The sequence below is a fragment of the Paenibacillus sp. SEL3 genome, assembly GCF_054602585.1.
Window position 1 is genome coordinate 5,932,501 of record NZ_CM137725.1, and the last position, 24,357, is coordinate 5,956,857.

Genomic DNA, 24,357 nt, shown 5'->3' on the forward strand with positions numbered 1-24,357 from the left:
GCGGGGATGAGGTGGGGGTAGCGGAGAAATTCCAATCGAACCCGGAGATAGCTGGTTCTCCCCGAAATAGCTTTAGGGCTAGCCTCGGAAATAGAATCGTGGAGGTAGAGCACTGATTGGGTGCGGGGCCCGCAAGGGTTACCAAGCTCAGTCAAACTCCGAATGCCATAGATTTAGTTCCGGGAGTCAGACAGTGAGTGCTAAGATCCATTGTCGAAAGGGAAACAGCCCAGACCATCAGCTAAGGTCCCCAAGTGTGTGTTAAGTGGGAAAGGATGTGGAGTTGCACAGACAACCAGGATGTTGGCTTAGAAGCAGCCACCATTGAAAGAGTGCGTAATAGCTCACTGGTCGAGTGACTCTGCGCCGAAAATGTAACGGGGCTAAACACACCACCGAAGCTATGGCTTGATGCAATGCATCAGGGGTAGGGGAGCGTTGAATGCGGGTTGAAGGTGTACCGTAAGGAGCGCTGGACTGCATTCAAGTGAGAATGCCGGTATGAGTAACGAAAAGATCTGTGAGAATCAGATCCGCCGAAAGCCTAAGGGTTCCTGAGGAAGGTTCGTCCGCTCAGGGTAAGTCGGGACCTAAGGCGAGGCCGATAGGCGTAGTCGAAGGACAACAGGTCGAAATTCCTGTACCACCGTAATCCGTTATGAGCGATGGGGTGACGCAGTAGGGTAGTGACGCGGACGGATGGATGTCCGTCTAAGCAGTGAGGCTGGTGTGTAGGCAAATCCGCACATCGTTAAGGCTGGGCTGTGATGGGGAGCGAAAATTATAGTAGCGAAGGTCATGATCTCAGACTGCCAAGAAAAGCCTCTAGCCAGGAGAAGGTGCCCGTACCGCAAACCGACACAGGTAGGCGAGAAGAGAATTCTAAGGCGCGCGGAAGAACTCTCGTTAAGGAACTCGGCAAAATGACCCCGTAACTTCGGGAGAAGGGGTGCCTCGGTAGGGTGAATAGCCCGAGGGGGCCGCAGTGAAAAGGCCCAAGCGACTGTTTAGCAAAAACACAGGTCTGTGCGAAGCCGCAAGGCGAAGTATACGGGCTGACGCCTGCCCGGTGCTGGAAGGTTAAGGGGAGTGGTAAGCCTTCGGGCGAAGCTATGAACCGAAGCCCCAGTAAACGGCGGCCGTAACTATAACGGTCCTAAGGTAGCGAAATTCCTTGTCAGGTAAATTCTGACCCGCACGAATGGCGTAACGACTTGGGCGCTGTCTCAACGAGAGATCCGGTGAAATTTTAATACCTGTGAAGATGCAGGTTACCCGCGACAAGACGGAAAGACCCCATGGAGCTTTACTGCAGCTTGATATTGAATTTGGGTACGATCTGTACAGGATAGGTGGGAGCCGTAGAACTTTGAGCGCCAGCTTGAAGGGAGGCATCCTTGGGATACCACCCTGATCGTATCTAGGTTCTAACTTGGTACCGTGAACCGGTGCGAGGACAGTGTCAGGTGGGCAGTTTGACTGGGGCGGTCGCCTCCTAAAGAGTAACGGAGGCGCCCCAAGGTTCCCTCAGAATGGTTGGAAATCATTCGAAGAGTGCAAAGGCAGAAGGGAGCTTGACTGCGAGACCTACAAGTCGAGCAGGGACGAAAGTCGGGCTTAGTGATCCGGTGGTACCGCATGGAAGGGCCATCGCTCAACGGATAAAAGCTACCCTGGGGATAACAGGCTTATCTCCCCCAAGAGTCCACATCGACGGGGAGGTTTGGCACCTCGATGTCGGCTCATCGCATCCTGGGGCTGAAGTAGGTCCCAAGGGTTGGGCTGTTCGCCCATTAAAGCGGTACGCGAGCTGGGTTCAGAACGTCGTGAGACAGTTCGGTCCCTATCTGTCGTGGGCGTAGGAAATTTGAGAGGAGCTGTCCTTAGTACGAGAGGACCGGGATGGACGTACCGCTGGTGTACCAGTTGTTCCGCCAGGAGCACCGCTGGGTAGCTATGTACGGAAGGGATAAGCGCTGAAAGCATCTAAGCGTGAAGCCCCCCTCAAGATGAGATTTCCCAATTAGTAAGACCCCTTGAAGACGACGAGGTAGATAGGTTGGGGGTGGAAGTGCAGTAATGCATGGAGCTGACCAATACTAATCGGTCGAGGGCTTATCCTAAGATAAAACGCAATGAGTTTCGGATCCAGTTTTCAGGGTGTAACCTTGAAGGTATGTACAAGTGACATACAACAAATGCATGGCTATTCGTTCACACGATATGTCGTGAAGCGAATAACCGTACGATAGAATTTGTATAACAAATTCATGTTTGGTGGCGATAGCGGAGGGGTTCCACACGTACCCATCCCGAACACGACCGTTAAGCCCTCCAGCGCCGATGGTACTTGGACCGCAGGGTCCTGGGAGAGTAGGACGTCGCCAAGCACGATAAAAGTATGACCTCTATATAAAAAACCGCGATAATCGCGGTTTTTTTGTTTCCCAAAAGATGTGTTTGTCAAAAATCCTGTATGAATGCCATAAGTCAAGACAAGTAAGACAAAAGTAAACCCGTTTTGTTTTTGAAAAAAACATGTTAAACTTTTCTCATAAAAATAAATGTACTTTCTGAGGTGAGTTGAAGTGTTGGAACGTTCTATGGAGAATACAAGGGAATTACACAAAGGAAAGGGAGTGATTTGAAAAAGAGAAGGTGATTATAAATGAGCACTTATCAAACAGTTTTTAGTGATGGATTTGAGCTGAAGTATGCTATAAGAGGTAACGGAAGGCCGATATTGGTGATCGGCAGTAGTGTATATTATCCTCGTTTATTTTCAGACCATTTATATAAAAAGTTTCAGTTTATTTTTCTGGATCATCGAGGGTTTGCAAAACCGAATCGAGCTTTAAAACCAGAAGACTATACTTTGGATAAAGTTATTAATGATATAGAAACAGCAAGACAATGCCTTCATCTAAATGAATTTATCATATTAGGACATTCCGGGCATGCCTTTATGGCTTTGGAATATGCTAAACAATACCCGGATTATGTTCAAAAAGTGGTGCTATTAAATTCAGCACCTACGAACAGCCAAGAAAGACAGCGGCAAAGCTCTTCATTCTTTTATGAAACGGCCAGCCCAGAAAGAAAGGAACGTTTTGAAAAGGACATTGTTTTATTAGAGGAAGATATCAAAAGAGACCCAGATAGAAGATTTGTTCACATGTGTATACGAATGGGAGCCCAAACCTTTTATGATTATGCTTACGATGCGGCTTATATGTGGAAGGATGTATACACGAATATGCCTATCATTGATTATTTATGGGGAGAAGCTTTCGGTAACATGAATTTAATACAATCCTTGGCGGATATCCACAAACCTGTATATATTGGTTTGGGAAGGTATGATTTTTTGGTTGCGCCAGTTTCTTTATGGGATAGGGTCGATGACACCTACGAGAACGTGAAAAAAGTGATTTTTGAATATAGTGGGCATAACCCAATGTTTGAAGAACCTCATTGTTTTGATCAAACATTAGCTAAATGGATTAATGAAGATCACTAGGATTTTTGCTAAATCATCTCTTAGATGCTCAGAAGCCCGTAAAATGAGAATCACCTTCATTTTACGGGCATTCTTATTGAGCGTTATTTACCTTTTGCACCGGTGACAAAATACTATGACTTTGTTATTAGTGACTTGACGGTTTAACTAGGTTCTGTATAATAACCGAAAGGTAATAATGTATTGTTAGTTTTTCGTTGTACTACTATCAGAAACAATCTAAGACTCATGGAACTGAACAATAGTCGTAAAGCAATGATATGGAGGTCGTTATGAAATACGAAATTATTTTATTTGATGTCGATGACACGCTGTTTGATTTTAAAAAGGCAGAGAGTTATGCGCTACATAATACGTTTACCCAATTTGGCTTGCCACAAGGGGCCACGGAGTATAAAGCTAGTTATGATGAAATCAACAGCGTATTGTGGCGAGAGGCAGAGGAAGGACATATTACCTCAGCGCAACTGCGTGTGGAGCGGTTTAAGCGATTATTTACTTTTCATGATCTAGACTTTAATCCAGATGCTTTTAGTGCTGCATATTTACGTTATTTGGGTGAAGGTGCTTTTTTAATGGACGGAGCGGTTGAATTATGTGATATGCTGTCTGATTGTCGCTTGGCGATCATTACGAATGGAATCAAAGAGGTGCAAACCTCCAGAATTCAGCTTTCACCGCTGCGTGATGTATTTGAACAGATAATTATTTCAGAGGAAGTGGGTTGCCAAAAGCCACAAGCTGGTATTTTCGATTACGCATTTACTAAGCTAGACATTTCAGATAAGAGTAAGGTTCTCATGGTTGGTGATTCTTTGACCTCCGATATTCATGGAGGCAACAAATACGGAATGGATACCTGTTGGTTCAACCCTGCTGGGAAAACAAACGCGTCTGGCATTCAACCTACTTATGAAATAAAAAGCCTGATGGAGTTATCGAATCGTGTGCTTTCAAAGCGTCCCATCCTGAATCGTACATCGGCGGAAATCTAGATGAATGAGAAATTGGAAATCAGGATGAATAATGTCGAAATCAGAAGACGGAAGTTAAAGACACCGAAAAGTTGAATGAATTGTTTAGAGTTGTGATTACAGACACGTTCACTTAAGAAGGCATTGGTCATATGCTGGAAGATATAGAGGACGAAATTGAGACTAAGCGAGCGTATTTGGTAAGTGACATGGAGAGTCACGGTTAGCAACACGGGCACCAAAGTGATTAAACAAGGCAGGCCGGAAAATCGGTCTGCCTTGTTTTGATTTTTTTATCGTCACTGGCCAGATTCACAATTAGCAGGAAATAGCTTTAAGGCGGAAAGTAGAGCTGGTGAAGTCTCCAGAGAGATCCGAGACAACAAGCCCAATTTTCATTAGGCGGTCGCCTCCAAAAATTTCGCCATCAAACGCTACGCGGAAGGGGGAACCGCCATCTTCCACTAAGGTATTACCCGTATGGACTGCAGTGCTGCCTGTCGCCCCGTGTTCGATTATATACTTTTTATCTGGGCCAAGTCCTTTTAGAGTTAGTCGCCGGATGGGCCCATTTGGTTCAGCAAGTACGCGGAAGTAAGCGACAAACGCTTCGGATTGGTCCTCGCTAACAAACATCCAGGCCGTGTCGCCTCGGCCTTCAAACGGACTAAGAAGTCGATACATATCTCCCTGCTGTACAAGGGAACGGATTTCTTTATACTGGGCAATTTGTTTGGCAGCGAGTTCTTTTTCTTCATTCGTAAATGCAGTAAGGTCAAGTTCGTAGCCAAAATTCCCGCTCATTGCCACGTCGCCACGTATGGCGAGGGAGGTGTTTCGTCCCACCTGGTGGTTCGGCACGTTCGATACATGTGCGCCCATGGTACTGGCCGGGTACACGATGCTTGTTCCATACTGGATAGCCAATCTTTCAATGGCATCGGTATCATCACTGGTCCATGTCTGCGGCATATAGTAGAGCATTCCGGGATCAAATCGCCCACCGCCTCCAGAACAGCTTTCGAACAAGATGTCCGGGAACTGGGAGGTCAGACGTTCCAACAGATCGTAAAGTCCGAGCATATAACGGTGCGCAGTTTCCTTTTGTCGTTCGCTAGGGGCTGTAGCCGAAGCAATCTCCGTCATGTTACGGTTCATGTCCCACTTGACATAAGTGATTGGAGCGATCGAAAATACGGAGCTAAGCGTCTCGTACAAGTAGTCGCATACTTCCTTGCGGGAGAGATCGAGCACCAGTTGGGATCGGCCTTCCGTCCGCCGCCGACCTTCCGCATGCAGGCACCAGTCGGGATGGTTGCGGTACAGTTCACTATCAGGTGATACCATTTCCGGCTCAACCCACAAACCAAACTGTAATCCTTGTTCATTAACCCGTTTGGCCAGGTCAGTAAGACCGCCGGGCAACTTGTGGCGGTCTTCGAACCAGTCCCCAAGCGAACTGTTGTCGTTGTCTCGCTTACCAAACCAACCGTCATCAAGAACAAACAGCTCAATTCCAAGAGGCCCCGCTTCTTTGGCAATCGCCTCGATTTTATCGGCGTCGAAGTCGAAATATGTGGCTTCCCAATTGTTCACGAGAATCGGACGTTCTTTGTCACGGTAAGCCCCTCGGCACAGACGTGTGCGATAGAGTCGGTGATAGGTGCGTGACATGCCCCCAAGACCTTCTTCGGAAAAGACCAATACGGCTTCAGGAGTCTGGAATGACTGACCCGGCTCAAGCCGCCAGGAGAAGTCAAAGGGATTGATTCCGATACTTACACGAGTCTGACTGAACTGCTCTACTTCTGCCTGTGCGACGAAGTTGCTGCTGTAGATTAGACTGAAACCGTACACATCCCCACGATCTTCAGTCACATCAGGCCGAAGCAGTGCCAGAAAGGGATTCATTTGGTGACTGCTGGAGCCCCGTCTACTCTCGAGCCGAATGGAGCCAGGTCCGAGGTCGCGGCGTTGGATATGTCTTTCCCGAACCCAGGCTCCAGGTAAGTAGAGGGCTTGGTAGTTGGAATCGGCGAAGTCGACAGAGGCGCTCATGGCGTGTTCAATATTCATGGTAGCGCTTCCCTTTTGTTCAAAAAGAGTAGATCTAGCAATGGCACTGTGGTTCGCAAATACAGTATAGAGCAGTGTAGTCTTAAGCCCCGAGTATTGATCCTCAAGGATCAAATAGAGGGTTGTGGCTTCATCATCCGATTCGGCATAGACGGAAGGAAGTCCCTCGAGCTTGGGTTTACCCGGTTCAATACGGTAACCACTATATTTTAGCTCAGTAGTTCGAGTTCCGTCCGCAAGTGCAACCTGGTAAGCCGGTTGACGAAAGTCGCTTGTTCCATACTGGGGGTATTCCTGAGGAAGCGTGTCCAAAGAAATTATACGACTGGAAGAAACGGGAGTGGGAGAGAAGGAGCAACGCTCCCTAAGTTCCAATATACTTGCGAGACTTTGGTCATGATGAAGTTGAGCTCCCCAATAGACATGTGCGGGATATCCTTCTACTAGCTGGATAATATAGCTGCAATCCTTGGACTGCAAATGAAACAAACCAAGCGCTTCGTTAACATGAATGTTCATGATATTCACTCCTCAGGGGTTATCATATTGATTGTTTTACGAAAGGATATTAATCAATGACAATAAGACTCTCAAGTACTAATTTTAGCCTTTTTTGCATGAGCTTTCTCGAATGACAAGCTTAGTCCCGATCACGCTATACGCAGGTGGTTCACGCCCCTCAAACCGTTCAGAGAGCAGTTGCACGGCAGCCTTTCCCATCTGTTCGGGATATGCACGGATAGTGGTTAGCGGAGGCTGCACGAAGGCTGCCATCTCAATGTCGTCGAAGCCAACAACAGCCATATCCTCTGGTACCTTGACTCCAAGTCCATGAAGGGCGCGGAGGGCACCAATAGCGAGCGGATCGCTTGCGACGAAGCAGGCTGTCGGTCGTTCCTGTTGGGCTAGGAGTTCGTTCATCATGAGATAACCATCCGCGGTACTCCAGGAACCTATACGGACGAATTGAGGATTGTACAACCCTTGTTCCCGCATGAATCGTTCAAAATAATGCGCCCTTCGCTCACCGTCGCTCTTACCGCCGATAAATCCGATTTGTCGATGGCCAAGCTCAAGTAGATGTCCGAGTGCCTGATCAACAGCTTGTCTGAAATGAAGTCGTACAGAATCATACTCCAACTGTTCATGGTACTGGTCGACAAGGACAATGGTGTTCTTGTCAGGATGAAGCTTGAATACCTCTTCAGGATCAACGCCGCCCACAACAATCAGACCATCCGCCTTCTGTAAGGTGCCGATGGACGAGCGGCCTCGCAAGGTCTGTCCCAACGTCAGGCCAAGCTCTTCACAGCGCAGTTCGATTCCACGGCGGATCGAGGCGTAATAAGGATCGTCTCTTTCCTCCTCAATAGAACACCACAGCAGGAGGGAGACCATTTTCCCGGCCCGTTCCGTATTCTGCTTTAATTGCCTCAGCCGGGTAGGCTTATACCCGAGTTGCTCGGCAACCAAAAAAATTCTGTTTTTGGTGTCTGAGCTTACGGACAGTGACAGATCGTTATTTAAAACCCTTGAAACGGTTGCGGCAGACACACCCGCTTCGCGGGCAATGTCTTTAATGGTTGCCAAAAGAGCTCACACCTTTTTAGTTAATAATTTTACTAAAAATCGACTTTATCCTAACACATCTCTAAAGTACTTTCAAGATGGACGGTTGAATTTTTTAAACTTTATTTTTGATCTACTACTGTAGAGATTGTTTGTGTTAACATGATGGATATTCTCTTGATGACGGAGGGGTTCTAGGTGAATATTCTGTCACTAGCTCGTAAGTGGTTTGGTCGACTTCGCTTTAAAAGCAAGGTTATAGCGGTATTTCTTCCGCTAATTATTGTTTCTCTGCTTATTCTTGGACTATTGTCCAACCAACTTTTCAGCCGTTCTTTGATAGACCAAACTACCAGCAATGTGGTCGATGAGTCTCAGCTTATCTTGTCTAGGACCGATTACATATTCAGGAGTGTGGAGACGGCGGCCAATATTATGGTCACGAATATTAACCGGATGTATGATTCATACGGTGCCAAACCTGATACTGCCATGGAGCCTATTCAGTTTAGAAACTTGATGCAGAGCCGCCTATCCATTGATTTGTCAATCTTTCGTGAGGTGGATGCCGCTGTCTTCATTGATAACGAAGGGAAGATTTTCGCCTCTTATACCGAAAGCGGGGATGATCGCAAGATCTATAGCATGCTTAAGCGGGTAAGGGAATCTGAAAGTTATGGACAGGCCCTCTGGTTTGATATGGAGAAGAGGGATTTCCTAACACCAGATCCGAGCTCTCCCGTTTTGACGCTGGGGAAGACGGTCATTAATATAGACACCGGCGAACCATATGGAACGCTTTTTCTGTTAGTGAAGGAAGAAGGTTTGTCCGATTACTTTCGTTCCAGCGATCCAGATGCGCCTAAATCTTATTATTTTTTAGATAACGAAATGCGCGTGGCTGTGGCAGAAGACAATGAGATGCTGATGAATCCGGTGAATCCGCAGTTGGGTGAGGCCATCCAACGTTGTGCCCCTAATGCATCCCATGGAACGTGTTCATTCGAGTATGAGCGCAACCTGATAACGGTCACTGATTATAACCGTATGGAATGGAAGTTGGTCAATATTGTTTCTCTTAGCCTGCTTACAGCTGATGTCCGGCAAAATGTTAGATTGTCGCTATTAATCGGTGTGTTATGCCTTGTTTTTTCCTGGCTGGGTGCCAGCTTTCTGTCCAGAATGGTCGTTAGTCCTCTCGAACAATTGACTAAGGCCATGCGAAAAGTAGTAACTGGTGATTTGCAACCTGTTGCGACAGTCCGTACTGAAGATGAAATCGGTACCATTGCGGAAGCGTTTAACTTTATGGTAAGACGGGTTCGGGAACTGCTGGATGAGGTAAGGCAGGAACAGAACCGTAAGCGTGAATATGAGCTTGCACTGATAAGCGCCCAAATTAAACCGCATTTTCTGTACAACACTTTGGATACCATTTATGCACTCAATGAGTTAGATCGTAATGAGGAGGCTAGAGATACTACAAAAGCGCTGGCAGATTTTTATCGAATGGTGCTGAACAAGGGACGGGAACTAATCACTTTAGAAAAGGAAGCTCAGATTACTGATGATTACCTGACGATTCTGCAAATCCGTTATCCCGATGTGTTTCGCTATGAAGTGGATATTCCTCCCGAGTTTGAAGGTACACCGATCCCGAAGCTCTCGCTTCAGCCGCTTGTCGAGAATTCGATTTACCATGGCCTTAAGAAGAAAGGAACAAAAGGTTTTATCCGCATTTTTGCCTTTAGACAGGGCGATAAGGTGGTCGTTCGAGTGGAGGACAACGGTGTGGGGATGAACGAAATACAGGTTCAGACCATTATGTCCAGACATTTGCCGGAAGAAGGAATACGATCAATCGGCACCTACAGCGTTCAGCAGCGGCTGAGCCTGTATTTTGGCGAGGAGTATGGGATATCCGTGCAAAGTGTGCTCACGAAGGGAACAACTGTTGACCTGTCGCTGCCGATGCTGCCAAAGGGGAGTGAACACCAAAATGTATAAAGTGATGATTGTCGATGATGAACCGCTGTTCCGAGACTTTCTGCGTATGAAGATAGATTGGGAAATTCATGGTTTTCGGGTTTGCTGCGAAGCAAGGAACGGACAGGAAGCACTTCAGGAAGCCGAGCGGCATCAGCCACATCTCGCCCTCGTAGATATCAATATGCCCTTCATTGACGGAATTGAATTAGCCAAGAGGTTGAAAGTCAAGTTCGAACGCATCGTTATTGTATTCATATCTGGACATAACGAATTTGAATACCTACAGAAGGCGGTTCGAACCGGAGTACAGGATTATTTGTTGAAGCCGTTCAATGCAGAAGAAATGCTCTCGATGTTGGAACGCATTAAGCCGAAGCTACCGGTGCTTCCACAGGAGAGCGAAAGTGCAGAGTTAAGGGGACAGGGCGGCGAAGTGTTGCATAGCAGAGCAGGTATGCCTGATTTGGGCCATCTACGCGATGCGGTTGTGCTTGACCTCCGAATGAAAGACAGTGAAACGCTAGAGGAGGTCCGTAAGGCAATCCGTCAGCTTAGTAAATATAAATGGGGAGACGAATACGCAGATGCGATGCTTATGGGAATCGTATCTTTAGCCCTTTCCTTTGCCAGTGAACGAGGCATTCCTTATGACCGGCTATGGGAAAATGGAGGAGACAATTCTCCTTACGAACGGCTGCGAGAGTTAGATTCCTGGGAGGCTGCTGAAGGTTGGATGCTCGCTCTATACCGCAAGCTGATCCAACTGATGGAGAATATGCGTCCTACGAAGGCTTCCAATTTATTTGTGGCGGCGATCAACTATATTGAGGAACATTATGCAGACTCAGAGCTGTCTGCTGAGCAGGTTTCGTGCGGAGTATTCGTCGATCCCAGCTACCTGCGCCGCGTATTTCGCAAGGAGTCTGGCTTTTCCATAGTGGATCATATTACACACATCCGAATGAAGAAGGCTAAGGAGCTTTTGCTGAAAGGAAATCGGAAGCTGTCAGAAATCGCTGAAAGTGTAGGATACAGTGACCCCAATTATTTTGGCAAATGCTTCAAGAAACGCTTTGGCATGACACCCACTGAATATGAGCAACTCAAAAAAAGGTAGCGCCTGTCCTGCGAGGCAGGACAACTTCGATTTAAGCCTGGCGGTTTTCCTATATACGGAGAACCGCTGCTCTATTTGTCCCGTTTTTTACTGGTTATGCCCGTTTTATTCCTTAATCAAGAATAGAAGCGGCAGTATACTGTAGTCATGCAAATGAAAGCGCAAACATAAAACACACTGCATGAGGGGGATTAAGCAAATGAAAAAAACTTACAAAAGTTGGAGTGCAGCTTTGCTAGTGCTCACTATGTCGATTGGATTGATTGCTTGTGGGGAAGATAACTCGACCTCTTCCAAGAGCGAGGCAGGGGACGGTACGATCAAATTAAAGGTGTATGCACAACATTTTGATGACGATACCATAAAGCCGTTCGATTATGCGGTGGAAGAGCTTAAAAAGAAGATGCCAAACGTAGAAATTGAACTGGATCCTGCCGTACAGGACGGAGGACAGAAGCTTAAAACTTATGCGGCAACGGGCAATATGCCGGATGTCTATTTAGCGGATTGGGCTGTCCTGCAAACTTTCGCAAAATCGAAAAATGTTGAGGTGCTGGACAACTATGACACAACGGCCGAATTCAAGAAGAATCTTAATCCGGGTGTTGAATCGCGTTTAGTAGCTCCAGACAATCATGTATATGCTTATCCCGAAACCGGCATTGAATTCCAAATGATCTATTACAACAAGTCAATTTTCGAGAAGGTAGGAATTAAAACACCGCTTAAGACGATTGACCAGATGACCGATGCAGCGAAAAAGTTGAAAGCTGCTGGTTACGTACCTATGTCAATCTTTGCCAAAGAAAAATGGATTACGACCGCTTTCTATAATGGGCTGGTTACAAGGGAGCAGCCGCGTGGATTTGGAGCACTTGATGAGAAGGGTGTAAAAGCATTGCCGGAAGCATTCGTAACAGCGGCACAGCAGATGAAGCAACTGCAAGCAGCCGGATTATTCGATGCAAACGCGACGAACACCAATTATGATCAGGCTTCGTCCCTGTTTTATCAGGGCAAAGCTGCCATGTTCGTGAATGGACAATGGGAAATTTACAGCTCACAGGAAAAGCTGGGCGACCAGGTCGACTGGATATACTGGCCTGCAAAGGATGAAGCAACCTACGAGAAATCCAAATATTTCATTGACGGCTCAGGTTCTCCGCAGGGCTACGCAGTATCATCAAGTAGCAAAAATAAGGAAACAGCCGTAAAGGTAGCGGCGTTCCTTGCCACAAAGTCAGCCGAATACAGATACACTCAACTTGGAAGCCCAATTGTTTCGCAGAAAGTGGATAAGCCAATCGCCTCCAATGTTCCAGCAATGATGCAGCGAGTTGTCAAAGAGTTGCTGCCAAATGCGCAGGAATATGCTCAACTTCTGAGTAGTACAAAAATTCAGAACACTATTAATGACAATACTCAGAATTTGATGGTAGACAACTTTTCTGAAAACGATTTTGTGAACAATCTGAATAGCACATTGGATAAAGAAAACTGAGAATTCAGGAACTCGGCTGCCCTTGGCGGCATAAGTCGCTAGGGGATGCTGTTCCGAAGATAAGGGGTGGAAGCAAGACATGAATAAATATTTGGGGAACAAACCGGCACTCGCACTGTTTCTCCTCCCTGCTTTGATACTGTATAGCGTAATTTTGATATATCCCGTTCTGCAAACCGTTCTTCGCAGCTTTTATGATTGGGATGGACTGAGTACGCTGACCTTTTCGGGACTGAGTAATTATCGGGAACTGTTCTCCGATCCTCTACTTGCTACTTCGCTTAAGAACGGATTAATATTTGCCATTGTTCTGGCGGTCTTTCAGATCGGACTGGGAACACTATTAGCGCTAATCTGTGCTGACCCGCGCACACGCGGGCGAAAAATACTGAAAACGTCTTATTTTATCCCAGTTGTCCTATCGGTAACCGTGGTGTGCCAGCTGTGGATCGCAATCTATGACCCAACTAACGGATTGATCAACCGACTGTTTGATCTCTTGAACATCCCGTACCAGCAAAATTGGCTGAGCTCCCCGACAGCATCGATTATTGCCATTGCCTTCGTTAATGCCTGGCAGTTTATGGGTTATCAATTTGCGTTGTTATATGCGGGAGTTAAGTCAATACCCGAAGACTACTTTGAAGCCGCCACGATTGACGGTTGCAGCAAATGGAGAGCGCACTGGCATGTCACGCTTCCACTGATGAGGGAAACGTACAAATTCTGCTTCATTATTGCGATTACCTCTGGAATAGGGGCCTTTGTGCAGATGCTGATTATGACAAACGGAGGGCCCGGCACTACAAACTATACATTGACATTCATGATTTACCGTTATGCTTTTATGGAAAGCAATTATGGGTATGCGTGTGCTGTATCCGTGCTGCTTGTACTAATCTCACTACTGGCAACTGTAGTTATCAATAAGCTGTTCGACCGCGGACAAACCGCCTGATAAGGCGTGTATTGAAAAGGAGAACGAAATGAGTAAAACTGCTTTGAGCAAGTTCAGACAAGCTGTTCTGCAGATACCGCTGTGGTTGTATTTTATTGTCTCGGTCTACCCGTTGTTCTGGATGGTTTCCTACTCGTTCAAGAACAACGATGAGATCTTTGTCTCTAACCCATTTGGACTGCCAACGCATTTTCGTTACGAAAATTACATCAATGCGTGGACGCAATTTAATATTCCCCGTTACTTTCTGAACAGTCTGGTTGTGTCAACGATTTCGACTTTGTTCATCCTTTTGCTGGCTCTGATGTTTGCCTTCGCAGTGGCTCGTATGAGATGGAGGTTTCGTTCTGCTGTCCGAACTTATATGATCATAGGAATGTTTATGCCACTGCAGGTTATCATGATACCGCTGGCGATTCTGGTTCGCGATTTTCATCTTACGAATACGTACGGAGCTCTTATTCTTCCTTATATCGCAATTGGGCTTCCTTTCTCGTCAATGATTTTCTATGGATTCCTAACAGCAATTCCTAAAGAGATTGAAGAGGCGGCATGCATGGATGGAGCTAATATTTATAGACTGTTCCTGAAAATCATTATGCCACTTGCATTGCCTGCAATTGCGACGGTAGCCATTTTTCAATTCTTGAACAACTGGAATGAGTTCACTTTGGCCTATATTCTAATTTCTGATGAAAATATGAAAACATTGCCTCTAGGCTTACTTTTCTTCCAGGGTTCCTACAGTACGGATTGGGGAGCCATGGGAGCTGTTATGACTATGGCCTCCTTACCGATGGTACTTGTCTACCTGTTCTTGAGTGAACAAGTGGAGCGGGCGATGACGGTAGGTTCCGCTGTAAAAGGATAGAAAGGATAAACTGCCCGGGGTTGAGAATCAGAAAAAGATTCTCAACCCCGGGCAGTTTTGTTATGTACATACGTTAGTTCAATCCGACGATGGTCTGTAGGTAATCAGAAACCTTACAGCAAAGAAATGTTTTTGTAAGATTCAACTGTTGTTCGTTATGTAGAAGCTAATTATGCTGGTAAATAGCTAGGCAAGGAAAGAAGTGAGCAGTTTGAAAGATCCAAAGCAAAGTTTCAATGAAATATTAAAAAATCGTAAAAGAACTATTATAACAGTCATAGTTGTCGTTATTATAATTACATTGTTAATCACTCTGGTATTTGGCACCATGCATATTATCCGGGGTTCTATATACACTACCACGAAAACCTCTTAAATCTACAACCAAAGGGGATTAGATTGTTGTTATTGCTTGAATGATCAAATAAAGGCATTATAGAGAAATCAGTTGTTAAAAATTCAAGCACTAAGAAGGTAGAAAACACGATGCAAAAGATATTAATAGTAGAAGATGACCCTCAAATCAGCTCCTTGCTCCAATCCTATCTTGAGAAATATGGTTATCAAGGAATTATTGTTTCAAATTTTGATCAAGTTCTGGCTATCTTTGAAGAGGTAAAGCCTGATTTGGTACTACTTGATGTGAATCTACCTCGTTTTGATGGATTTTATTGGTGCAGGCAAATACGGACTCAGTCTACATGCCCCATCCTTTTTGTGTCTGCACGTGATGATAAAATGGATCAGGTCATTGCTTTGCAAAACGGAGCAGATGATTACATTACGAAACCATTTTATCCCGAAGTACTACTGGCCAAAGTAGAAAGTAATTTACGGCGTGCCTATGGTTCCTATGCCGTTGCTCCACCATCACGATCCTTAACGGTGTCAGGCTTGACTTTGTATCCCGACATTATGGAACTTGTATACCATGACAAGCAGGTAGAGATGAGCCATAAAGAAGCGGCCCTACTGGAGCTATTGATGACATATCCTAAGCAGGTTGTAGGGCGAGTTCATATCTTAGAGGCTTTATGGGATGATGACCAATATGTAGGGGAGAACACTCTGAATGTTTATGTCACTCGTGTCCGCAAAAAACTGAGCGAGCTGGGACTAGGGGATATCATAGAGACGGTTCGAGGGGCTGGCTATCGGCTTCACTTGACTGAGGAGGAAGAACGGTGAAGCTTTTTTGGCGCGACCATTTTTCGCTGGTCATTTTTAATATCATCCAACTTTTTCTTGTGTTAAGTATCTATTGGATGGATGGTTACCGTAACTGGTCGACGGCCCTATATTCCGTCTTTTTTGGGTCCATCCTATTGGGGGGCTATTTGCTGTTCCGGTTCGTTATGTATTCTGGTTTATATCGCATATTATCCACTACAAACATTAAAGATTTAGATGAGCTTATTCAGATGAAGGTACTTAATCCGTTAGCCGCTTCTTTACAACATTTGCTTTTGCAATATTATCGATTGTATCAGTCCCGAATTCATCAGTTAGAGCATCAGCAGCGCGATCATATTACGTTTATCAATCAGTGGGTTCATCAGATGAAAACTCCTCTTTCTGTTATTCATTTAATCCTTAAAGGAAGAATAGACCCCGAATCGGATCAGATTCACGATGAGATTGATCGAATGGGAAAAGGACTGGACATGATTTTGTATATGTCACGATTGGAATCCTTTGAACCTGACTTTCATGTGGAGCCTGTTGTATTACGAAAGCTGGTTAGTGATGTGATTTATGATAACAAAAGATTATTGATCCGCAACGAAATTTATCCTTCCAATGAAGTGGACGAGCAGTTGAGTGTGATTACCGATGCCAAATGGCTAAGATTTATCATTAACCAATTGGTGACCAATGCGGTAAAGTACTCTTCAGGTCATGCCCGCAGTCTGAAGCTGATGTCTGACGTAAGAGAGCATGTCATTGTGTTGGAAGTAAAGGATGAGGGGATTGGTATCCCTAAAAAAGACATAGAACGGGTATTTGAGGCTTATTACACAGGTGAAAATGGGCGGAAGTATCGTGAATCAACCGGGATGGGACTCTATTTGGTGTCTGAAATCTGCAAAAGACTGAATCATGATATTCAATTGAAATCGACGGTTGGTAAAGGGACGACGGTTCAAATCCTGTTTTCCATTGGCAAATGAGAAACCTTACAACACATTTAAGGTTTTTGTAATGTTAATCGGTCGCTTCACTTATCTGGATGGATTATGATCATAGCATAGGAAAAGAAAGGAATGAACGATGGAGATTGTACGAATGGATCAAGTTACCAAAATATACTATGGCAAGGTTCCCTACCGAGCTCTTAACAATATCCATTTAACGATCAAACAAGGCGAGTTTGTTGGTATTATGGGGCCGTCTGGTAGTGGGAAGACTACATTATTAAATATGATTTCGACCATTGATATGCCGACTTCTGGCGAGGTTAGCATTAAAGGAGAAAATCCACATCTGCTCAAGAAGGATAAGCTGGCTTTATTTCGCCGCAAAGAACTGGGCCTTGTATTTCAAGATTATAATTTGCTGGAAACCCTCACTTTGGGAGAAAACATACTGTTTCCTCTGATGCTGAATAAAAAAGGGTTAAAGGAAATGGAGCACAAACTGGAAGAGGTAGCGAAAAAACTGGATATTACAGATGTTTTAGACAAACGGCCTTATGAGGTATCGGGGGGACAAAAACAACGTGCAGCCATAGGCAGGGCTATGATTCATTCTCCTTCGCTCCTGCTTGCAGATGAACCAACCGGAAATCTCGATTCCAAGTCTTCGCATGTTGTAATGGAAATGCTGAGCCTTGTCCACCGTGTAGACTATTCTACAATTGTGCTGGTAACACACGGCGCCTTGGAAGCCAGCTATTGCGACCGGGTAATTTTTATTAAAGATGGTGAGTTATATAATGAAATCCGTCGTAGTCATAGTCAGCAAATATTTTTTCAGGAAATCATAGATATGCTCTCCTTTTTGGGGGGAAGTAGACATGCACATGAGCTTTCGTCTGTTAGCATGGAATAATCTCAAACGCAATGCGCGTGCTTACGTTCCTTATTATTTAAGCAGCTCCTTGATGATTACGATTTTTTTCGTATATGCGGTATTTATTTTTCACCCGGATGTCTCGAATGTAATCACAGCAGCTAATGTAAAAAAGGGATTACAGGTTGCGGATTTGTTGATTTTTGTATTTTCCTTTTTTTTCGTATTATACACAAATAATATCTTTGTTGCTGCACGTAAGAAAGAATTGGGTATACTCACCATTTTAGGAGCAAGTCATAGGCAAATTTATTTTTTGATAGCTATTGAAAATCTAATTATAGGCTTTTTATCATTGGTTACTGGTATGATTGGGGGATTTGTTTCAGCGAAGTTTTTTCTGCTTTTGGGCTCCAAAATCACAGGAATATATTTGAGATTTTATTTTCCCTGGAAGGCACTGGCTTTTACAGGAATCGGCTTTATGTTTTTGTTTATATTGATCTCACTTGTGTCTGTTTTCTTTATCCGACGTTTTAAACTACAGCAGCTTTTTAGCAAGGCTCCTCAGCTCAACAAAGAGCCTAAAGCTTCATGGAGTCTGTCCATTCTTGCCGTAGTATTAATCGGAGCGGCTGTATATTTAATGAAGCTTGATTTTTCACCCTACATTTATCTGGCACCTTATCGTTTAGGGACCCTTTCCTTTTATATATTGCACTATTCGGTTGGAGACACCTTTAAATATACAATTATAATGGGATCTCTGGGTATTTACTTATTTTATACTCAATCATGTGTACTATTCATTCAATTGCTTAGAGCTAACAGGAAATGGTCTTGGAGCGGATCGCGTTTGTTATGGTTATCTGAGATCACATATAAAATGAGGAATAATGCCGGGCTTTTTTCATTGATTACCCTCATTTCTATCATTTCCTGTGTAGGAGCCGCATCAACTTTTGACTCCATGCAACAGCAAAAAAGATTTCTTAGGGAGCAATCTTATTCATTTGCATTTACTTCTGATGTTGTAAGTTCTAACGAGCTTGAAAAAGAGATTGACCAAAATCTGTATACGGCTGGAGTGGATTATGGAAAAGGTGAAGTATTAGTCTTCCCTTTTCGGGAACAGATTGCGCCAGTGATGAAACAATCCAACTATGAAGCACTTGCTTCCAAGTTTAAGAAGCTAAAACAGGTACCTACGCTTCGGGAGAATCAAGGTTTTTTCATTATCGATCCAAACGAGATGCCTCTCGAAGAAAAGAAAACCCTTTTTGAAAAAAAGCTAACTTACAAGCAAGGGAAATCTCATATGATGAATCTTGAGATTATGGATACTAAGACGATAGATCATAACCTGAAGTTTGATGGAAATATCGTCTCTGAACTAGGAAGGCTACTTGTTGTTTCTGATCGAACTTACGACTATTTAATTGAACATCGGTATTTCAATGATCCGTTGGCATTTAAATCTACTTATTATTTTGTGCCAAAATGGAAGAATGGCCAGCTTTCCTTAGAAACTTCTGAAACTCAACAAGAGGTATGGTTGTATTCTGTGTTGGCCAATAGGGTGAATAAAGGGGTGCTTAACTCTAGGGCCGTAGACTATTTGACATCGGAGATGGATCTGGTTATTAGTGAATTTATTGGCGGATTTATCGCCATTATTATGTTGGCAAGTACAGTAAGCCTGCTGTATTTCAGACTATATGTAGATCTTCAGCGAGATGAAGAAATATACCGAGCTTTATCGAAAATTGGACTAAACTCAAGGGAAATGAGACAATCGGCTTCCAGACAAATTGCATTCCTGTTTCTTCTGCCATTAGTCGTATCGTCTATGGGAATGGTGCTTTGTTTAGTGATGTCAGAACCATCTGTAATATATGGAGTACCCGTTCATCTTACGCTGATTCAGATTATGCTGTGCTTCTGGGCCATCCAATTTCTTTCCTTTCTTATTGTACGTTCTCTGTATCTTCGTCAATTAGATTTAAAGATACTATAAGGAACGGTACGTTGTGTGTAAAAAGTTGCAGAAGGGCAGGACGGTGTTCCTCCTTTCTGGAATGTGCACCGAATAGAAGGTAAGGTCTCAAGTGGGATACAGAAGAAAACACATAATTCATATAACAACTTATTTAAGAACCGACCTTAGTCGTTACCATATTTTTAAAGTGGGGATATCTATGAAAAAACGTATGTTCATTTTATTGCTGCTCGCCTTGTCGGCCAGTTCTTTATCAGAGTCCTTTGTTCAAGCAGAGGAGGCGCAGCAGCAGGTTACCAAAGCAAGTGTGAAATTAACACTGAGTCAAGCCCAGCAGTGGGCACAATTCAATAGTTTTAGCTTGAAGGAAGCCCAGCAGACGATAGATCGCAACCGGATTATGCTAAAAAATGCAGGCAAGAATCTGGACTTCATTCCGGCAGGTCAAGGCAACGGTGAAGAAGATGCGGCTAGTAGTTCAGCATGGAAGGGGTATGCTTCATCGACAGTTTCTTATTTGGAATCCAAAAAGCAAATCGAACTTGCCCAAGATCAGACAGATTACACTGCAATGAAGAATTATTATGACGTACTTCTGGCTGATAACAAAGTAAAGAGTAGTGAGGATGCACTTTCGCTTGCGCTATTGGAGGAAAAAGCTGCTGAAGCGAAGGCCAACCGTGGAAAAATTTCTCCAGGTGATCGAAGTACGATTATTCAGACTCGTATAGAGGCTCAAAAGAATGTAGACATTGCTAAAGCTGCACTGCAAAAAGCGCAGGATTCGCTTAATACACAAATGGGACAGTCACAAGGAAATTTATATGAACTGGTGGACAGACCCGTTTACCGGAAAATGGATAACACGAATCTGGATACGCTAGTGTCGCGTGCCATCTCAGCGAGTCCTTCGGTATGGAGACAGGAGGAGGCAGTCAAGCTAGCAAAAATGGAAATTAAATATTACACGTGGAACTCGGGAACGGATGACTATGAAATTAAACAGATAGATGTAGATTCAGCACAAGGTGGACTGGAAAATACCAAGGATCAACTGGCAGAAACACTGAAAAGTATGTACTTTAATTTACAGCAAAATGAAGAACAATACGAACAAATGCGAAGTAATCTACAGAACCTTAGTAAAGTGTTGGACATTTCTCGCAAAAGAAAGGCACGTGGATTTGCAACAGGTACGGAGGTCGCCACGAATCAGTTGAAAGTAAAGCAAATCGAACGGAATATGGATGAACTCATTGTTCAAATGACGCTGCTGCAACATGCTTTAAACAAGCCGTGGAGTGTATAGGATTTAGCAAAAATACAATTTAAGGGGATATAACATTGTCGGAAACAGAAAAGAAAGATAAAAATTCATTACAAGTATTAAGAAAGAAAAGAAGAGTGAAAAGGAGCATAGGTATTCTGATCTTGCTCATTATAGCGGGAATTGGCGGTACGCTCTACATGAAAAGGGGCCAGGAAAAACCTGTGGAGGCTCCGGCGAATCAGGTCGTACAGGTACAGAAAGCTAACATAACCGAGTCGCTTAGCGTGACTGGAACCGTTCAGGCTTCCAAGGAAGTAAATATTAATTTTACAAATATCGAGGGTGCCAAGCTCGTCGCTGTCAATGTCAAAGCAGGAGATAGCGTCAAGGCAGGTCAGGTGCTAGCACGACTAGATGATTCAGATGCCAGGCTGCAAATTAAGGATGCCGAATCTAATGTCGCAATTGCAAGGGCCAAACTGGACGAAGCCAAGCGCGGACCCAAAACAAATGATATCGAGCTACAGAAAGCAAATGTCTTAAAGGCACAGATGGCGATTAAAACAGCCAATAACGCGATGGAATTAGAGGAAGCTGCTGCGCAAAAGGAGGCAGCCAAGGTGACTTTGGATAAAGCCCAGAAGGATTATGATGACCAGGCTTATCTGGTTCAGAATGATGCGGCAGCAGAAAGTGACCTGGCGACAGCCAAGCAAAATCTGGATAAGGCAAAACTGGATATGAGCAATGCAGAGCTGCAGTACAAGAAGGCACAGACCAAGCAAACTGAGGCGATCGAAGAGGCGGAAATGGGCTATAAAACAGCATTAATACAATTAAAGGCTGCACAGTCCCCACCTGAAGCTTCCAACATCCAATCTGCACAAGCTTCTTTATTGCAGGCTGAAACGGCATTAGAGCAGAAGAAAAGTGTTCTAAGTAAATTACAGGTTACGGCGCCGTGGGACGGGATTATTTTGAAGGTCAACGGCGATGTGGGCACTAGTCCTACTGCACCTTTTATTGTCATGAATAACTCCAACACAGGGGTTATGAAGGTTCTTGCCAAGGTGAACGAAAGTGATATTGCTAAATTAAAGACCGGACTTCAGGCGACAATGCACTCGAATTCATTCCCGGACAAACAATTTAAAGGCGAAGTACGCTTTGTTTCTCCAGAGCCGGTGACGGAAGCCAATGTGACTACATACAAAATTGAATTGTCTTTGGATAGCCAAAACATAAGGCTGCAACCGGGGATGAATATGGATGTATCTCTACTGTTAGCTGAACACAAAAATGCGCTGTCTGTGCCATTGTTTGCCTTGAGGTCTGAAGGCGGTGTGGATGGAGTATATGTGGCGAAGAACACAGCGAATCCGGCCGATTATGAGTTTAGACCCGTGAAACTGGGTGTCTATACAGCGGATCAGGCCGAAATCAAGTCCGGTGTCAAGGAAGGTGAAACCATTGTTATTCCTCCTCAGAACAGCAGTGCTGACCCGAATGGCAGTGGAGGGGGGCAGACACAATGAGTGAAACTCAATCCAATAACACCGTTATTGAAATTAAAGAGCTGAAAAAAAGGTATGAAGTAGGCGGTCAGGAGATTCAGGCTCTACGCAGTGTGAACTTATCTATTAGCGAAGGGGAGTTTGTTGCTATCATGGGACCCTCTGGTTCAGGCAAGTCCACCATGATGAATGTTATTGGTTGCCTGGATCATCCGGATACCGGTAAATACTATCTGGATGGTTACTCCATATTGGATGCTCGTGAGAACGAACTTTCAGAGATTAGAAATCAGAAGCTAGGATTTGTGTTTCAGAAATTCTATCTCCTGCCTCGTACTACAGCTTTAGCAAATGTGGAGCTGCCTATGATGTATGCAGGTGTTCCTGCCAAGGAGCGTCGGGAAAGAGCTATAGAGGCGCTTCGGATGGTGGGTCTTGCAGAACGGATGTATAACAAGCCTAACGAGCTTTCTGGCGGTCAGCAGCAGCGGGTTTCCATCGCCCGAGCTTTGGTGAATCATCCGGTCATTCTGCTGGCAGATGAGCCTACGGGTGCACTGGACACGAAGACGAGCATCGAGATTATGGAGCTGTTCCAAGGCTTGAATGAGCAAGGAAAAACCATTGTCCTGGTTACTCATGAACTGGAAGTAGCGGAATATGCCAAACGATTGATCAGCTTTCGGGATGGTAACATTGAGCGAGATGAGCCTATTGCAAATAGACGAATTTCATCAAGGGTGGTAAGTCTATGAATCTGATGGAAACGATCCGTGTATCGATGAACAGCTTAACTACCAACAAGATGCGCTCATTTTTAACGATACTCGGTATTATTATCGGGGTGGCAGCGGTGATTGCCATTATGGCCATCGGGAATGGCTCAAAGGCCAGTATTAAGGAGGAAATCAATAAGTTAGGAAATAACGTACTTTTGGTTGCTCCCGTCATGCCAATGACTGAGGAAGAAATAAATCAGGATACCTTGCCCTCATTTACGTGGACAGATGTCGAGGCATTGGAACAAAAGAGTTCGATTGCAGCAATGATGCCCCGTATTTCAAGCAGTTCAAAAGCTGCATGGGGGCGATATAACTATAATGCAACCATTGTAGGGACATCTGCTTCATTTTACAAGGCCAAAAAGTTTTCCTTTGCCGAGGGCAGAACATTTACCAACGATGAGATGGATAAACGTAGGAATGTTGCCATTCTGGAAAGCCAAGCGGTTGTGCGTCTTTTTGGTGGAGATACCAAAGGCGTATTGGGACGAACGTTTCAAATCAAACAGATCCCTTTCAAAGTAATCGGAGTATTGAATTCTCAGCCTGTTACGAATTTAAGCTACAGTACAAATGATCAAATCTACATCCCGGCTACAACCATGATGAACCGTCTGGGTGAGAAAAACATTACTGGTCTGGAGGTATCCGCCAAGTCACCAGGCTTGATGGGTCAGGCTCAATCAGACATATTGGAAAGCTTGCGTGTGACGCATCAGCTAAAACCTTCGGAACCGGATCAATTTCAAGTAATGAGTCTGTCCGAAGCAGCAGGTGCAGCATCCGGTGTAGATAATATCATGACCAGCTTGCTGGGAGGTGTAGCTGCGATCTCACTTGTGGTAGGGGGAATCGGAATTATGAATATTATGATGGTGTCGGTTATAGAGCGCACGAAAGAAATTGGTATTCGAAAAGCTATTGGTGCCAAGCCAAGAGATATTATGATTCAATTCCTGTCCGAAGCGGTCATTTTTGGTCTGCTAGGGGGGATGCTCGGGGTTGTTACAGGCGTAGGCGCCTCCAAAATAATCGAAGCAACAGCACGCATGACCATTGAATTTACAATCTCGCCGATCCTATATTCGTTTCTTAGCTCTGCAGGTACAGGCATTCTATTTGGGGTATATCCGGCTTATAAAGCAGCAAGATTAAAACCAATAGATGCATTGAGATACGAATAATTGAATGGGCACATGGTCGCA

17 protein-coding genes and 2 rRNA genes (1 of these 19 only partly in view) are annotated in these 24,357 nt (G+C 44.5%); 17 read left to right on the forward strand and 2 right to left on the reverse strand.

Annotation, left to right across the window (positions count from 1 at the left end; genetic code table 11):
* The 4 genes from ACYCS5_RS27275 to ACYCS5_RS27290 all read left to right on the forward strand — a co-directional run.
* Nucleotides 1–2,123, forward strand: a 23S ribosomal RNA gene (locus tag ACYCS5_RS27275) (it extends 823 nt beyond the left edge of the window).
* Between the two features lie 150 nt (nucleotides 2,124–2,273).
* Nucleotides 2,274–2,390 (forward strand): 5S ribosomal RNA (gene rrf / locus ACYCS5_RS27280).
* Nucleotides 2,391–2,668: 278 nt separating this feature from the next.
* A complete protein-coding gene (locus tag ACYCS5_RS27285) occupies nucleotides 2,669–3,520 on the forward strand; it encodes an alpha/beta fold hydrolase (RefSeq protein WP_029518502.1) in 852 nt (283 codons plus the stop codon).
* Between the two features lie 272 nt (nucleotides 3,521–3,792).
* Entirely contained in the window at nucleotides 3,793–4,515 is a 723-nt protein-coding gene (locus ACYCS5_RS27290) for a YjjG family noncanonical pyrimidine nucleotidase (RefSeq protein WP_165150576.1), read from the forward strand.
* A 297-nt stretch (nucleotides 4,516–4,812) separates the two neighbouring features.
* On the opposite strand, the gene ACYCS5_RS27295 is transcribed toward ACYCS5_RS27290, so the two are convergent.
* Both ACYCS5_RS27295 and ACYCS5_RS27300 read right to left on the reverse strand, forming a co-directional pair.
* Nucleotides 4,813–7,089, reverse strand: coding sequence for an alpha-galactosidase (locus ACYCS5_RS27295; protein ID WP_165150578.1), 2,277 nt, complete (start codon nucleotides 7,087–7,089; stop codon nucleotides 4,813–4,815).
* A gap of 84 nt (nucleotides 7,090–7,173) precedes the next feature.
* Nucleotides 7,174–8,160, reverse strand: a complete 987-nt coding sequence (locus tag ACYCS5_RS27300; RefSeq protein WP_029518499.1) for a LacI family DNA-binding transcriptional regulator — start codon at nucleotides 8,158–8,160, stop codon at nucleotides 7,174–7,176.
* Between the two features lie 177 nt (nucleotides 8,161–8,337).
* Here ACYCS5_RS27300 and ACYCS5_RS27305 point away from each other — a divergent pair, with 177 nt between their 5' ends.
* From ACYCS5_RS27305 to ACYCS5_RS27365, 13 genes are all read left to right on the forward strand, one after another.
* Nucleotides 8,338–10,146, forward strand: coding sequence for a cache domain-containing sensor histidine kinase (locus ACYCS5_RS27305; protein WP_459760451.1), 1,809 nt, complete (start codon nucleotides 8,338–8,340; stop codon nucleotides 10,144–10,146).
* Nucleotides 10,139–11,245 (forward strand): response regulator transcription factor, encoded by a 1,107-nt coding sequence (locus ACYCS5_RS27310; RefSeq protein ID WP_029518497.1) that lies wholly within the window; start codon nucleotides 10,139–10,141, stop codon nucleotides 11,243–11,245. Before ACYCS5_RS27305 ends, ACYCS5_RS27310 begins: the two co-directional genes overlap by 8 nt.
* A gap of 199 nt (nucleotides 11,246–11,444) precedes the next feature.
* Nucleotides 11,445–12,746, forward strand: coding sequence for an ABC transporter substrate-binding protein (locus ACYCS5_RS27315; protein ID WP_459760452.1), 1,302 nt, complete (start codon nucleotides 11,445–11,447; stop codon nucleotides 12,744–12,746).
* Nucleotides 12,747–12,825: 79 nt separating this feature from the next.
* Nucleotides 12,826–13,704 (forward strand): carbohydrate ABC transporter permease, encoded by an 879-nt coding sequence (locus tag ACYCS5_RS27320; protein WP_029518495.1) that lies wholly within the window; start codon nucleotides 12,826–12,828, stop codon nucleotides 13,702–13,704.
* Between the two features lie 28 nt (nucleotides 13,705–13,732).
* Entirely contained in the window at nucleotides 13,733–14,575 is an 843-nt protein-coding gene (locus ACYCS5_RS27325) for a carbohydrate ABC transporter permease (RefSeq protein WP_029518494.1), read from the forward strand.
* Nucleotides 14,576–15,061: 486 nt separating this feature from the next.
* On the forward strand, nucleotides 15,062–15,763 hold the full coding sequence (locus ACYCS5_RS27330; RefSeq protein ID WP_069011312.1) for a response regulator transcription factor: 702 nt from the start codon (nucleotides 15,062–15,064) through the stop codon (nucleotides 15,761–15,763).
* A complete protein-coding gene (locus ACYCS5_RS27335; protein ID WP_165150582.1) occupies nucleotides 15,760–16,746 on the forward strand; it encodes a sensor histidine kinase in 987 nt (328 codons plus the stop codon). The genes ACYCS5_RS27330 and ACYCS5_RS27335 overlap by 4 nt, the downstream gene beginning before the upstream one ends.
* Before the next feature lie 100 nt (nucleotides 16,747–16,846).
* A complete protein-coding gene (locus ACYCS5_RS27340; RefSeq protein ID WP_165150584.1) occupies nucleotides 16,847–17,626 on the forward strand; it encodes an ABC transporter ATP-binding protein in 780 nt (259 codons plus the stop codon).
* Entirely contained in the window at nucleotides 17,592–19,604 is a 2,013-nt protein-coding gene (locus tag ACYCS5_RS27345; RefSeq protein WP_165150586.1) for an ABC transporter permease, read from the forward strand. Before ACYCS5_RS27340 ends, ACYCS5_RS27345 begins: the two co-directional genes overlap by 35 nt.
* Before the next feature lie 181 nt (nucleotides 19,605–19,785).
* Nucleotides 19,786–20,895: a TolC family protein gene (locus ACYCS5_RS27350; RefSeq protein WP_459760453.1), complete on the forward strand. Its 1,110-nt coding sequence runs from the start codon at nucleotides 19,786–19,788 to the stop codon at nucleotides 20,893–20,895.
* Between the two features lie 35 nt (nucleotides 20,896–20,930).
* On the forward strand, nucleotides 20,931–22,391 hold the full coding sequence (locus tag ACYCS5_RS27355) for an efflux RND transporter periplasmic adaptor subunit (RefSeq protein WP_459760454.1): 1,461 nt from the start codon (nucleotides 20,931–20,933) through the stop codon (nucleotides 22,389–22,391).
* Complete coding sequence (locus ACYCS5_RS27360; protein ID WP_029518487.1) at nucleotides 22,388–23,125, forward strand: ABC transporter ATP-binding protein; 738 nt, start codon at nucleotides 22,388–22,390, stop codon at nucleotides 23,123–23,125. Before ACYCS5_RS27355 ends, ACYCS5_RS27360 begins: the two co-directional genes overlap by 4 nt.
* A complete protein-coding gene (locus ACYCS5_RS27365) occupies nucleotides 23,122–24,336 on the forward strand; it encodes an ABC transporter permease (protein WP_029518486.1) in 1,215 nt (404 codons plus the stop codon). Before ACYCS5_RS27360 ends, ACYCS5_RS27365 begins: the two co-directional genes overlap by 4 nt.
* The last annotated feature ends 21 nt before the right edge of the window (nucleotides 24,337–24,357 follow it).

Excerpts from the sequence above, each read along its gene's own strand:
- ACYCS5_RS27285 (WP_029518502.1), top strand. The coding sequence starts at position 2,669 with ATGAGCACTTATCAAACAGTTTTTAGTGATGGATTTGAGCTGAAGTAT.
- ACYCS5_RS27290 (WP_165150576.1), top strand. The coding sequence starts at position 3,793 with ATGAAATACGAAATTATTTTATTTGATGTCGATGACACGCTGTTTGAT.
- ACYCS5_RS27295 (WP_165150578.1), bottom strand. The coding sequence starts at position 7,089 with ATGAACATTCATGTTAACGAAGCGCTTGGTTTGTTTCATTTGCAGTCC.
- ACYCS5_RS27310 (WP_029518497.1), top strand. The coding sequence starts at position 10,139 with ATGTATAAAGTGATGATTGTCGATGATGAACCGCTGTTCCGAGACTTT.
- ACYCS5_RS27315 (WP_459760452.1), top strand. The coding sequence starts at position 11,445 with ATGAAAAAAACTTACAAAAGTTGGAGTGCAGCTTTGCTAGTGCTCACT.
- ACYCS5_RS27320 (WP_029518495.1), top strand. The coding sequence starts at position 12,826 with ATGAATAAATATTTGGGGAACAAACCGGCACTCGCACTGTTTCTCCTC.
- ACYCS5_RS27325 (WP_029518494.1), top strand. The coding sequence starts at position 13,733 with ATGAGTAAAACTGCTTTGAGCAAGTTCAGACAAGCTGTTCTGCAGATA.
- ACYCS5_RS27330 (WP_069011312.1), top strand. The coding sequence starts at position 15,062 with ATGCAAAAGATATTAATAGTAGAAGATGACCCTCAAATCAGCTCCTTG.
- ACYCS5_RS27340 (WP_165150584.1), top strand. The coding sequence starts at position 16,847 with ATGGAGATTGTACGAATGGATCAAGTTACCAAAATATACTATGGCAAG.
- ACYCS5_RS27345 (WP_165150586.1), top strand. The coding sequence starts at position 17,592 with ATGCACATGAGCTTTCGTCTGTTAGCATGGAATAATCTCAAACGCAAT.
- ACYCS5_RS27350 (WP_459760453.1), top strand. The coding sequence starts at position 19,786 with ATGAAAAAACGTATGTTCATTTTATTGCTGCTCGCCTTGTCGGCCAGT.
- ACYCS5_RS27360 (WP_029518487.1), top strand. The coding sequence starts at position 22,388 with ATGAGTGAAACTCAATCCAATAACACCGTTATTGAAATTAAAGAGCTG.
- ACYCS5_RS27365 (WP_029518486.1), top strand. The coding sequence starts at position 23,122 with ATGAATCTGATGGAAACGATCCGTGTATCGATGAACAGCTTAACTACC.